Genomic DNA, 12,442 nt, shown 5'->3' with positions numbered 1-12,442 from the left:
TATAACCATGCGTATGTCACTTTCGACAGAGGAGCTGACCGAATATCTTGCAAGGCAGCTGAACAATTTCTTCCCCGACAGGAATGAAGTGAAGCCGATGGAGCTCTCCTCGCCTATAAAGAGTACACTCGAGCGCATAGAATACTGTTTTTCGAATATCCACTCAAAGTACTTTTTCGACGGCAAGGACACCATTTTTAATCACCTCTGCTCGGATCAGTATTCAATGTTTCTATACATGTTGAGCAGTTCTCTATATAAACAGAAGGAGACGCCCCATCTTTCGGAAAAGGTGTATTGTCTCAACAAGGCGCTGCACGCCATAGATGTCTATTATGAAGTCGAGCTCCCCGATATCTTCATGTTTACTCACTGTGTCGGAACGGTAATAGGTCGTGCAAAATACGCCGATTATCTCATTATCGCTCAAAACTGCACAATAGGAAACAATCACGGCATTTATCCCGCTTTCGAGGGAAGAGTCTTTTTATTTCCCAGGTCTTCCGTGATAGGGGAATCAACGATTGGTGGAAACACACTTGTTTCGGCAGATACTTATATATGCGATCAAGACGTTGAGGGCGATTGTATTGTTTCCGGGAGATCTCCAAACTTGGAGATCAGGCCGTCGGAAGAAAGTGCATATAGAACCTTTTTCAAATATTTTAACTTGTAACATCTATGCTTTCCCCCACTTGAACCGAACAGGTATTTCTGAAATTAATATTGAAGATACCACCGATATGGTCAAATGAGTTTGTTGAACAGCGGGATGGTTTTCCTGAATAGAGAGAGCTAAATTAAATTGGCCGCCTTGATTTTTAACTTGAATTTTGTACTAATAACAAATATAATTTGAAGGAGGCCGGGGGTCTCATTTTATATATGTAACACCGTTATTTTCGCAGTGGCCTGTTTTGGTAAAAAAGGGCGCTTCCTATTATGGAAGGGATAGTGTAAACGGCTTTTTGTGAATTTGTAAGGTTTTTTAGAGAACCTGTGTAGATAGAGGTCCATTTTCAGTGAAAGATAATTCTATATAGTAAACATGAAAAAGATTAAATTAAATGACCTTCCCAAGTGGACCCAATGGCCGGATAGACTACTGGGCTTATCCGAGTGGAAGGCCGCAAAACGCACTATAGATAAGGTAAAGAAAGAATACGACGATGGAAAGTATTCAGAGATTCTTGAATATTATATGAGTAAAGACCATCCGCTGAGCCCCGAAGAAGTCAGAATACATGAATATTCCTATTACAACCTGTATCCGGATACCAAAATCTGTATTTCAAGGGGCGAGAACCTGTTTGAAACCGATTTAAACAGTGCCCGCAAGCTGTTATATAATTTTCTTCGCGATGTTTTAAGTAAGTGCACCAAAAGAGTTGATCACATATTTGAATTGGGTTGTGGGCATGGGTACAATTTATGGCGATTGCATAAAATCGCTCCTAATATAAAATACACCGGAGGGGAGTTTTCCGAAAACGCCGTCAGCCTGGCGAATCATCTTTATAAAAGTGACCCTAATTTAAATGTAGTGAGGTTTAACTTCTACGATCAAGTCTATGAAATCCTCGAGGCATTGGAAAAGCCCGCCGTTATTTTTACATTTCATGCCGTGGAGCAGCTTCCATCTGCAAAACACTTTTTAACTGTGCTCTCGAAATACAGAGATAGGATTGATCGTGTATATCACTTCGAGCCTGTTTACGAGTTCTACGATGAAACGCTTTTCGGCATGATGCGTCGTCGCTATACCCAAATCAATGATTACAACAGGGATTTATTATTCGAACTAAAAAGTCGAGAAGATAAAATCAGAATTGTCGACCAAAAAGAAAATGTGATTGGATTAAACCCGCTGAATCCTCTATCTCTTATTGAGTGGACATTTATTTAATAAGCTTAAGCCATAAACATATTCCTATAGTTTATTACGATCCCGTTGATCAAGTTTCGGGATTTGGCGCCGTAATTACAAATCGATGAAGATGCACAGCAGGATCGGCAATGATGGAAGACTTTATTAAGCACTCGGATAAACAAAAAGATTTTCTATTCAAATATTACAAAAAGCAAATTGAGAACAGTTGCAATAATACAAGCCAGAACGGGATCGACGAGACTTCCCAAGAAAATATTGATGGATCTTTCAGGCAAATCAATGCTTGAAAGGGTCATTTCTCGTACCAAGAGGGCCGAACTTTTAAATGAAGTAGTTGTAGCAACAACCACAGATCCGGAAGACGACCTCATTGTCAATTTACTTGAGAAGGAGGGTCTTCATTACTTCAGGGGAAGTCAAGAGGACCTGTTGGATAGATATTATCAATCGGCGAAGGCTTATAAGGCGGATATAATCGTCCGTATCACCTCGGACTGTCCGATGATCGATCCCGAAATAATAGACAGCATCATTGGCGCTTATGTCAAGGGACAACCCAAAACCGATTATGCATCAAATGTTTTTCCCATCCGCACATTTCCTCGAGGTCTCGATGTCGAAGTATTTGGTTTTGATGTTCTTTCAGAGATCTGGGCAAAAGACGGTGATCCGAGGAGGCGGGAACACGTAGTCCCGTATATTCATCAAAACCAGAATGAGTTTAAAATAATAAATGTTACAAACGGTGAAGACCTCTCTTTCATGAGATGGACGGTTGATACAGAAGAAGATTTCAGGCTGGTAAAACTTATATATGACCACTTTGGTCACGACTCCTTTCACTGGATTGATGTTGTAGAATTGTTGAAGGAAAAGACTGATTGGCTGGAGATAAATCGCCATATTATCCAAAAAACAATTTAAGGCAATTTGTGACAGCTTAAAAAACTATCACTTCATTAGATTATTTTTCGAAATAGTCTCTCTGCGTAGAAATTTTTAAATTTTAGTTCGATAAACATATTAAAGTATAGATAGAAACCATGAAAACCATCTCCTTGATCACCAAACTAACATCCAAATACCCGAGGTATACCGCGGTTATCGTGGCTTTGTTATTTGTAGCCACCCTCTCTGAAAGCATCGGTATTGTGGGCTTGCTTCCGGTAATACAGCTCACAATCAGCACTGAACCAAACAACAACAGCACATTAAAACTATGGATAGATAAACTTTTTTCCTTTTTCAATTTTGAGCCAAATCTCTTATCCCTTTTAGTAATAATTGTTTTGCTGATTACATTAAAGGGTTTTCTGACTTTCATCGCTATGAGGCAGGTCGGATTCACTGCCGCCCAAGTATCCAAGGATCACCGCATCTCTCTATTTCAGGCCCTCTTGAAGACGAGATGGGAGTATTTTGTCAGCCAACCTGCGGGGTTTTTTATCAACTCCATCACCACAGAGGCGGAACAAGCGGGCAGCTCCTATGTCATGATATGCAAATTTATGGCCGACATCATTCAGATCATTGTCTATGCGGTCTTGGCCCTCCTCTTATCCTGGAAGGTTACGATTGCCGCCTTTATCTTTGGGATTGTTATTCTATTCTCTTTCGGCTGGCTGGTTGAGATGGCCCGCCAGTCCGGGAGAGAACAGACTAAATCGTTTAAAACGATCACATCATTCATAACGGATATGATTCAGGGGATAAAGCCCTTAAAAACGATGGCCATGGAAGACCGCCTGGAGCCGATCCTCGAATCGGGTGTGAATAAACTGATGAAGGCCCACCAAAAAAGGATCATCAGCAATCATGCCTTGACATCCTTTCACGAACCATTCATCGTGCTCGCGCTGGTATGCGGTATTTACGTTTTAGTCACCATGTGGAAAATGCAATTCGACAACATTATGATACTCGGGATTCTCTTCTGGCGGATGATCAAAAACATCGGGGTTTTGCAGACTAATTATCAATTCCTTGCAAGATCGGAGAGCGCGTATTGGTCTTTAAACAGAATAATAGAGAATCTAAAAGCAGAAAAAGAGACTGTATTGAATAAGGACGGTGTAACTCCCAAGCTAAAGGAATCCATTAGATTTGCTGATGTCAGCTTTTCATACGGTCAGAACAACATTCTTGATAACGTTAATATAGAAATAGAAAAAAATCGTTTTTACACATTGGTTGGGCCTTCGGGCGCCGGCAAAACAACCACTATAGACCTCATCACCGGTCTCTTGAGGCCCCAATCGGGTGATATCTGGATCGATAAAATCCCTTTGGCCAAAATCAACATGAAATCCTGGCGGCAGATGATAGGGTACGTTCCCCAGGAGATGATCCTATTTCACGACACTATATATAACAACGTTACTTTGGGGGATCCTTATCTATCAATCGGTGACGTTAATGAAGCTTTGAAAGACGCGGAATGTTGGGACTTTGTGTCTTCCCTGCCGAAAGGAGTCGAGACGGTCGTCGGAGAAAGGGGTGGGAAGCTCTCCGGGGGACAGCGTCAGCGAATCGCGATCGCAAGGGCCTTAGTCAGAAATCCTACATTGCTAATCCTCGATGAAGTTACTTCATCCCTTGATCCCAAGACGGCCATGGAGTTGTGTAATACACTTAAAAGACTGCGCTCCAAAACAACCATTATCGCAATTTCACACCTGCCGGAATTGGTTGAGATAGCGGACTACCTGTATCAGGTAAAAAACGGCAAGATCAACAGGATAAAGCTGGAAGGAAATACCTTAAACAGCTTAATGTACTTGTAGCGGGTTTTAGAAATACGACCCATTACGAACAAGAAAATTATTTGAATGCGATTAACGGAAAAAAAGGTACGCTGTAAATTCGATACGGCCATTTAAAAAATAGAAGGTTATCATGTATGACGCCAAAAGAACTGCAAATAATGATCAAGGATTACAACAAATGGATCTCCTGGCTTCGTGAAAGACAAATAGACAATAATCTAACGTTCCGATTTGACAGCCAGCTCAATTATTACAAGCATTGGAATCCGTATGCAAATATCCACGTCATCAGAGATGTCTGGTACTATTATAAGCGTTTTGTGAAGCTCGCAAGGTCGATCGGAGCGAAGAGAATAATGGACCATGGATGCGCATTCGGCGTAGGCTCCTGGATAATGGCGGTGTATGGATTTGACGTCACCGGAGTAGAGATCATCCCCGAATTTATCTCCATCGGAAAGAAGCTTTTTGAAGAGGTAAAATTCGTTCAGGCCTATGAGGGGAAGGATCTTGAAGTGGACGGCAAATTCGACCTTGTTCTGAACTGTTTTTCTCAAAGAACCATTACGGAGAAAACAATCCAATTTTACAGCAAGTATTCCGATACTTGCGCCCATATTATCGAGGGCCCACATAAAATCGAAGTCCCTGGGCGATACGTGGATAATTTGACCTATATAACATCGCCGAAATATGTTGTGAGATCGTATTCTATGAGATACTATTTGCATACTTTATTGAGGAATAGTATATTACGTAGCTTAAGGAAAGTATCTAATACAGGATAATATTTGAAACGTCATGGGGAGTTAAATTGCCTGCTTACTAAATGGTGGTGAAAACAATTCCCCCGCAATTTTATATAAAACCCTGTACATCTTCAATTATGGAAACAAGAACAACCTCTACCGATGTCTCGATAGAAATACACGCTGATTATGTAAAAAAATCATACCATACAAATATCGGGAATTTCCCTCTTCAGAGGGTGAAATTCCTCCGTGAATTAGAAGCCTACGAGAGGTTTAAAAAAATCGGTGCTGAATTCGTCCCGAATCTCATAGCCTACGATATCGATTTACAGTCGATCACATTGGAAAGGATAGAAGGTATCGATATATGTGAGATTCTTGAAAATTGTTCCGAATATGATCTTAACCGTATTATAGATCATATAATCCATATAGATTCGTTTTTATACAAGAACAACATAAACTGTCTGTATACATCGCCGAAAGAGCTAATTTATCAAGTAGAAATGGATAAGCTTTTCCTGTTGGATTTCGAGTACACTTTTGTCAACGAGTACTTCCATCAGATACTCCTTGAGAATATCTATCAAAATCCAAAAATGAAAAGAATAAACAATGTGCGCTGTCTTGACGAATTCGTCGAGTTGTCAAAAAGGCGGTTGATCGATGTCGAGAAGTATCATTACAGGAAGGTAAAAACCTACTTGCTTTCAAAACTTGGGATGATTAGAAAGAAGGGAACATGAAGACAAAGGGGCTTTGCGACATTATCGGCAGTGATTTCAAATCATATCACCTGATATCTCTGAGGAAGAGGATAAGAAACAACCTGAAGCGGCCGGAAGCAAGGCAGCCTTCGGTGTATAAGATTATAACAAAGGATAACAGGATCTATAAGCTTTTACGGGCCGAGAAGGGAAACAAAAAACTTGTCCGTATTCAAAAAAAAATGGACATCTTCAACGAACTGGACTATGTGCCAAAAATTATTTTTTCCAATGATGATGTCATTCTATTGGAATTTATTAAGGGGAGATCCCCGGATATTTCAGGAGCGGATTTTGCCCGGGCATTTGGTGAGATACTTGCGGATCTGCACAACAGAAAAGTTGGTTACAAACCGGAGGAATATTTAGCCGAAATCAAAGGGAACCTGGATTTTCTTAGAAGCCAAAATGCCATTGACGATCAGAGTGCAGAAGAAATCTGGGGGAAGTATCTCTCGATAAAACCGGATGTAATTCGCACCAGTATGGTCTACGCCGACATCAATAAGCCTTCAAATTATATTTTTACACAGGAAAAGAAACTGTTTCTGATCGACATGGGTTCTTTTCAAGAAGGCCGGGTTACAGGGGAGTTTCTCTTGGGTGGTCCGATCTACAAAGTAATAGACAGGGACGTTTTTAAGGATGCATACCTTAATTCCGGTGGAGCACGATTCATCTTTGATCACCAACAATTCATCGTTATCGGAAATCTGATTCGCCTTGCTGCATATTATCTCAAGAGTTATTCCGGTCTTCCATTTATTTTAAAAATCCAGTTAAGGGGAAGGCTGGACTATTCGAGGGAGCTCGTTGGAAGACTGAAGGAAAAGTGTTAGACTATATGTAATGTGACGATTAAAGAGTTTTATCTCGAAGGACAACAACTGCCACGCGTTTTAAAAAATGGAAATACTGAAAAAAATCAGAAAGATCCCCCTATTTCTCATAGGTCAATATAATACCAGGATTTTAAAGGTTTCACATCAAAGGAAGAATATGGAAAGGGCGCGGTCGAAATGGGAGATTATTAGGGCAAATCTCCCAGAAAATCCTGGCACAGTGCTGGACATCGGGTGTAATGAGGGATTTTTCACAATAAACGCCGCAAAAAAAGGCTGGTTCGCATGGGGATTCGATCTGCTCGAAAATGCGATAGACTATGCGGTCGGAACAGCACGAAAAGAGGGCCTGAACAACGTCTTCTTCTCCGAAGGTGGAATAACCCCGGAAAACGTCAAGAAATTTCCAAAATTCGACGTGATCTTCCTGTTATCGATCTTTCAGGAGATATGCTCAAAATTCAGCATAGAAAAGGGATATGAGGTATTCGACGACCTTTTGAAGATATGTAAAGGCAGGCTCTTTTTTGAGCCGAGCAGTATCAATAGAAAATACTGCAAGGGAGAGAGGGTCTTTGCCGTCGATAACGATTTTGAATCGATAAATAATTGGGTAGGTCAACTCGTATCGAGATCTACGGGCTGGAAATTTCAATACATCGGGAAAACGGCATATACGGACAACGAGCCGTATCGATTCATGTTTTTGATCGAGAAGAAAGAGCAATAACACATAGCTTTGGTTAGATCCATCGGTTTTAAAAAATGAGATTGTTTACTATATTCACACCGAACTTCCTTGAGTGGCCGCTGGCGATTTGTAAAGAATTGCAGAGCAGATACCCCGATACGAAAATAAGTGGTATAGTAACATCAAACAGGGATTTATTTAACAGGGTGTCTTCACGCAACGATTTAGTCGCAACACCGCTGGATCGCCTTGACACCTTGGAACGCAAATGGTTGTCCGGCCCATTGGATGAAGAGCTGTTACTCAAGTATGAAGAGATGCTGGGGACCGAGGTACTCAGAAGGCTCATTATCGCCGATCGTAATGTGGGCTATGGTTTGGTGAGCGGTGCCGTTTCCCCCCGGGTAGAGCTCGTCAAAATAACACGGGATGTCGACATGATACGTCGATATTTGGTCGGATTGATCGATTATATCTTCAACACGCTTAAGAACATGAATCCGGATCTTGTTTTTCTTCAAGGAGTGGCCGGGTCTCTTTCATTGGCAATATACGAGATCAGTCAATTTTTAGGGCTTAAATTCAGAGTGCTCACCACCACAAGAATAAAATCCCTGTATATCTGTGACAATTCCCCCTTCTTGGAGTTGAAGAAAGTTAAAAATATTTACAGAGATTCCATTACCGATCCTAATATCCTTGAGGATTACATCTCGGCCGCCCGTGAGTACATAGAGAGTTTCCGTTCCAAGCCGACCAGTCCCGATTATTCCGAGTTATCAATTTCTTTAGCGCAAAAGAAGCTCTCTTTATTTAGAATTGCGAAGCAATTATTATCCGATTTAAAAGGAGTCGTCTACACATCTCTCAAAAAATACGAATTCCCCCTACAATCTCAAACAGCATGGCAGGTTTTACAAAGAAATTTTAAATTGAGCTTAAAAAAACGATACCTTTACAAGAACGATAAATTACTGAAACAAAAGGATTTACCTAAACGCCCTTATTGTTATTATACACTTCAAGTTGAACCGGAGGCGTCAACAATGGTCTTGGCACCGATGCATACGGATCAGATAGCGGTAATTGAATCAATAGCAAAAAGCCTTCCTATAGGGATGAACATGGTTGTAAAGGAGCACATTCCGATGCTCGGTCTTAGACCTAAAGGCTTTTATAAACGTATTAAGAATATTCCCGGTGTTTTCTTGGTTTCCCCCTTCGAGGACAATTTCGAACTGATAAAAAATGCGGATATAGTCTCGGTAATTACAGGAACAGCGGCTCTCGAGGCGATAATACTGGGCAAACCGATATTGATCATAGGTGATTCTCCAATCTTGGCGATAGGAGAGGGCGCGATACTCTGCGGGGATTTATCAAGATTGACCGGAGCTATCAAACAGGCCCTTGAAAGCCCGCCGGTGGACGATAAAAAGCTTACTCACTATATCGCCGCGATACTGTCAAAATCGTTTGAGATGCCCGCCGAGATCATTTTTGAATCATATTCAAGAGTAAAAAAAGAAAATATACATCGAAACCTGGAAACTATTAGGAAGCTATGCGACAATTTGCTTGAATAATAGCTCGTAAAGAAATAGATACTTTTGGCAATGTTTTTTGAGATAATATATAAAATGAAAAATCAATGTTTAGGGTCATCGGAATTAAGAAAACTACTTCTCGATCATCCGATGAAATGTCTTGATATCGGCAGCCGGGGGGGATTTGTCGAGGATCTGCTGCCAATGGCTTTTGCCGTTGACGCCGTCGGCTTTGAAGCGGATAAAGCCGAATGCGACAAGATGAATAAGCTGACATCGGAAATGGAAATCCCCTGGCGCTCTCTAAAATATTTGCCGATTGCACTGGGTAAAAACAAGAAAAAGCAATCCTTAAATATATACAGCAACAGGGGCTGCAGCTCACTGCTTGAGGCGGACGTCGAATTAGCCGAATCGTTTTCAAGGGGGGACTATTATCAACTCGAAAAGACTGTTGAAATAGAAACTGTATCGCTTGACAAGGTTGCAGAAAAGTACAACTTGACCGATGCCGTCTACATGAAAATCGATGTACAAGGCTCGGAGATGGATATTATCAATAATGGGAAGCAGTTACTAAAAAACAGGATTCTTGTCGTCAGAATTGAAGTGATGTTCTATCCTTTTTATATAAATCAGTGTACATTCAAAGACCTGGACGGCTCTCTCAGAGATCTTGGTTTCATTCCCATGATGTTTTTGGAGCAGCATCACTGGCGCCGTACCACAAAGGTCAAGCTCCCCCTATTGTCTGAGGGACAATTTCCCTATTCTCGCGGTCAGCTTATGCACGGAGATGTCCTGTACTTCAAAGATCCCGATATTATGCCGGACGGTACATCGGAAGAAATAGAAATACTGCTCAAGGCCTCATTTATAGCACTTGCGTATGGTTATGTGGATCACTCATTGTTTATAATGCAAAGGCCTTCTGTTAAAGAATATCTCGCTTCAAAATATGACATAGTACCCGAAAAAATGCTCGGCGACGTTTCGCGGTACTTCGCGGCTCTGCATCTCAAAAAAAAATGGAGGCTTTTATTGAGTGATTTCAAATCCCAATTGAAACAGTCAATAGGTCTGTTTCTCGCCGGGAAAAGAAAATAATCGTGAGATTAGAAATAGGATAAAATTAAAACATGCCAGACAACATTATCGATATAAATATTAAGTATAACACCCTGAAGGGCATCAATACATGGAGAAAACTATACCTAAAATTGATTTCCTCGTTCAATGTTGATTCCGTTATAGAATTTGGCAGCGGGGACCCCGCTTTCTTGTTCGAGGTCTCCAAGGTTGCCAAAGACGTTTGCGGGATTGACGCAAACCATAAATTGGAGAAAATGTATAAAGAGAAAGGGATCGATTTCCATTGCATAGATTTAAACAGTGCGGAAAATTTGGATGTAAACAGGAAATTCGATATCGCAATATGCTCGGATGTTTTTGAACATGTTTTATACCCCATAAATACGTTGAATCTAATAAAGTCCGTACTCAATAATGAAGGCTACCTGTTAAGCCACGTCCCCAATGAGTATGGTTTTTTTAGGACGATGAAAATAATGCTCGGAAAGTCTGAAACTGTTTACTGGCATAAATGCGAGGAGTGGGAAAATCCCCATCTAAGAAATTTTACCGATATTGGATTTGAGAAATTTCTAAAAACTAATTTTAAGTACAACTTAAAAATAGACGACATGAACTACAGAAGATCCCTACGTACCTTAAGCTATATCGGCGTCAAAATTCCCTACTGCTTTTTGACCGGTCCCACATATATAAGTACAAACAATGCTAGTTCATACGATAGGGCAATAAAAATCAAAAAAGAGATAATGTCGAAAAACCTGTTTAAGCCAAATATATGGGCAGATAACTGAATCGCTTTTCAAATGCAACTTGCAAATATCTCTAGTTCTCTCGCTTTTTCAAAGGTACTAAATAAAAAGAATAGTTGAAATGGAAAATAATAAAAAGAATATTTTGATTGTCGAGTCCGGAGCCGGCGCAGGCGGAACGTTTAGAATTCTTTATCAGCATTTAAAGATTATCAATCAAACAAGATTCATTCCAGTCGTAGTTTTCCTCAATGAAAATATGTATATAGAACTAGTAAAGGAATTGGGCTTTCCGGTCCACCTTTTGAATGACCTGCTTTACACACAAACCGTACCGAGTCTTGTCAGGAGAATACTGAATAAAATCTTGGTCCTTTCCGAGAAAAACGCTCCATCGTTTTATCTATTTTTTGCCCGTATTATTCACAGGCGCCTGGTTAGATCATTGAAGAAGATAGTTCGTGAGAATAGTATTGATCTCATACATCTAAACGATCAGGTCAATCGTGACCTGTTCGGTCTTTTTTTGGCGGAGGAGACGGACATCGCCTGTGTATGCAGCTTACAATCGATACAGAGCGGCGGCTTTGACGGTTACCGCGCTGAATATGCGAACAGAGTTGTAAACCTGTTTTTTGCAAACACAGACTACACAAGAAACCACTGGCTCAGAAAGGGGATTAATAAAGAGCAGACCAGGGTGGTTTATAACGCCACAGAGATAGAAAAACCGATAACTCCATTGAACTTATATTCGGCTTTTGGAATTGATAAAAAGGTGAAGTTTTCGATTGGAACCGCGGGTCGCCTGGTAGATTGGAAAAGCCAGGACCTCTTGATAAAGGCCTTCGCATTGCTTGCAAAAGCACGAAAAGATGCGGTCCTTCTTATTGTGGGCGACGGGCCTATGAGAAAGTATTTAGAGGATCTGGTTGGCTCTCTTGGAATTGACCGGGAAGTCGTTTTTACCGGTTTTTCAACAAAGGCCAGAGAGATAATCTCCGCCCTCGACATTTTTGTGCTCCCATCCCTGAACGAGCCGTTTGGTATTGTGATTGTGGAAGCCATGTTTATGGGAACGCCAGTAGTGGCCACAAATTCGGGAGGTGTTCCGGAGATAGTCAAACACGAGCATAACGGCCTTCTGGTGGAATACGGCGACGAAGAGGGTCTGGCAGAAGCGATGGAAAGGCTCATTGTCGACAAGAACCTTTGCAAGAGGATCGTAGAGAACGGATACAGAACGGTGGAGGAGAAGTTCACCATAGAGCGCTACGCAAGGGAAGTGGAGAATATCTACGAAGAAGCGCTGAAAAGCAACTTGAAATAAAGTTGATTTTGCT

12 protein-coding genes are annotated in these 12,442 nt (G+C 41.0%); all 12 read left to right on the top strand.

Going from position 1 to position 12,442, the window contains the following annotated elements; all coding sequences use genetic code 11:
• Nucleotides 1-13 precede the first annotated feature (13 nt).
• The 12 genes from JW984_14870 to JW984_14815 all read left to right on the top strand — a co-directional run bounded on the left by JW984_14870 (nucleotide 14) and on the right by JW984_14815 (nucleotide 12,429).
• Nucleotides 14-676 (top strand): serine acetyltransferase, encoded by a 663-nt coding sequence (locus JW984_14870; GenBank protein ID MBN1574477.1) that lies wholly within the window; start codon nucleotides 14-16, stop codon nucleotides 674-676.
• 372 nt (nucleotides 677-1,048) lie between these two features.
• The gene (locus tag JW984_14865; GenBank protein MBN1574476.1) at nucleotides 1,049-1,906 is read left to right on the top strand and encodes a class I SAM-dependent methyltransferase; all 858 of its coding nucleotides are present in this window, start codon (nucleotides 1,049-1,051) and stop codon (nucleotides 1,904-1,906) included.
• 165 nt (nucleotides 1,907-2,071) lie between these two features.
• Entirely contained in the window at nucleotides 2,072-2,815 is a 744-nt protein-coding gene (locus JW984_14860; GenBank protein MBN1574475.1) for a glycosyltransferase family protein, read from the top strand.
• Between the two features lie 119 nt (nucleotides 2,816-2,934).
• Nucleotides 2,935-4,674, top strand: coding sequence for an ABC transporter ATP-binding protein (locus tag JW984_14855; GenBank protein MBN1574474.1), 1,740 nt, complete (start codon nucleotides 2,935-2,937; stop codon nucleotides 4,672-4,674).
• 116 nt (nucleotides 4,675-4,790) lie between these two features.
• Nucleotides 4,791-5,444 (top strand): class I SAM-dependent methyltransferase, encoded by a 654-nt coding sequence (locus JW984_14850; GenBank protein MBN1574473.1) that lies wholly within the window; start codon nucleotides 4,791-4,793, stop codon nucleotides 5,442-5,444.
• Between the two features lie 98 nt (nucleotides 5,445-5,542).
• Nucleotides 5,543-6,154, top strand: a complete 612-nt coding sequence (locus JW984_14845; GenBank protein ID MBN1574472.1) for a hypothetical protein — start codon at nucleotides 5,543-5,545, stop codon at nucleotides 6,152-6,154.
• Entirely contained in the window at nucleotides 6,151-7,014 is an 864-nt protein-coding gene (locus JW984_14840) for a hypothetical protein (protein ID MBN1574471.1), read from the top strand. The genes JW984_14845 and JW984_14840 overlap by 4 nt, the downstream gene beginning before the upstream one ends.
• A 160-nt stretch (nucleotides 7,015-7,174) precedes the next feature.
• A complete protein-coding gene (locus JW984_14835; GenBank protein MBN1574470.1) occupies nucleotides 7,175-7,747 on the top strand; it encodes a methyltransferase domain-containing protein in 573 nt (190 codons plus the stop codon).
• Nucleotides 7,748-7,992: 245 nt separating this feature from the next.
• A complete protein-coding gene (locus tag JW984_14830; protein ID MBN1574469.1) occupies nucleotides 7,993-9,294 on the top strand; it encodes a hypothetical protein in 1,302 nt (433 codons plus the stop codon).
• Between the two features lie 111 nt (nucleotides 9,295-9,405).
• A complete protein-coding gene (locus tag JW984_14825) occupies nucleotides 9,406-10,362 on the top strand; it encodes an FkbM family methyltransferase (protein ID MBN1574468.1) in 957 nt (318 codons plus the stop codon).
• Nucleotides 10,363-10,394: 32 nt separating this feature from the next.
• Nucleotides 10,395-11,141 carry a class I SAM-dependent methyltransferase gene (locus JW984_14820; GenBank protein MBN1574467.1) on the top strand — a complete coding sequence of 249 codons (747 nt, stop codon included), beginning with the start codon at nucleotides 10,395-10,397 and terminating at the stop codon, nucleotides 11,139-11,141.
• A gap of 79 nt (nucleotides 11,142-11,220) precedes the next feature.
• A complete protein-coding gene (locus JW984_14815; protein ID MBN1574466.1) occupies nucleotides 11,221-12,429 on the top strand; it encodes a glycosyltransferase family 4 protein in 1,209 nt (402 codons plus the stop codon).
• Nucleotides 12,430-12,442 lie beyond the last annotated feature (13 nt).

Source organism: Candidatus Zymogenus saltonus, assembly GCA_016929395.1.
Classification (GTDB): domain Bacteria; phylum Desulfobacterota; class Zymogenia; order Zymogenales; family Zymogenaceae; genus Zymogenus; species Zymogenus saltonus.
This window is presented reverse-complemented; position numbering and strand designations above follow the sequence as displayed.

Excerpts from the sequence above, each read along its gene's own strand:
- JW984_14845 (MBN1574472.1), top strand. The coding sequence starts at position 5,543 with ATGGAAACAAGAACAACCTCTACCGATGTCTCGATAGAAATACACGCT.
- JW984_14865 (MBN1574476.1), top strand. The coding sequence starts at position 1,049 with ATGAAAAAGATTAAATTAAATGACCTTCCCAAGTGGACCCAATGGCCG.
- JW984_14825 (MBN1574468.1), top strand. The coding sequence starts at position 9,406 with ATGAAATGTCTTGATATCGGCAGCCGGGGGGGATTTGTCGAGGATCTG.
- JW984_14840 (MBN1574471.1), top strand. The coding sequence starts at position 6,151 with ATGAAGACAAAGGGGCTTTGCGACATTATCGGCAGTGATTTCAAATCA.
- JW984_14855 (MBN1574474.1), top strand. The coding sequence starts at position 2,935 with ATGAAAACCATCTCCTTGATCACCAAACTAACATCCAAATACCCGAGG.
- JW984_14820 (MBN1574467.1), top strand. The coding sequence starts at position 10,395 with ATGCCAGACAACATTATCGATATAAATATTAAGTATAACACCCTGAAG.
- JW984_14870 (MBN1574477.1), top strand. The coding sequence starts at position 14 with ATGTCACTTTCGACAGAGGAGCTGACCGAATATCTTGCAAGGCAGCTG.
- JW984_14835 (MBN1574470.1), top strand. The coding sequence starts at position 7,175 with ATGGAAAGGGCGCGGTCGAAATGGGAGATTATTAGGGCAAATCTCCCA.
- JW984_14815 (MBN1574466.1), top strand. The coding sequence starts at position 11,221 with ATGGAAAATAATAAAAAGAATATTTTGATTGTCGAGTCCGGAGCCGGC.
- JW984_14850 (MBN1574473.1), top strand. The coding sequence starts at position 4,791 with ATGACGCCAAAAGAACTGCAAATAATGATCAAGGATTACAACAAATGG.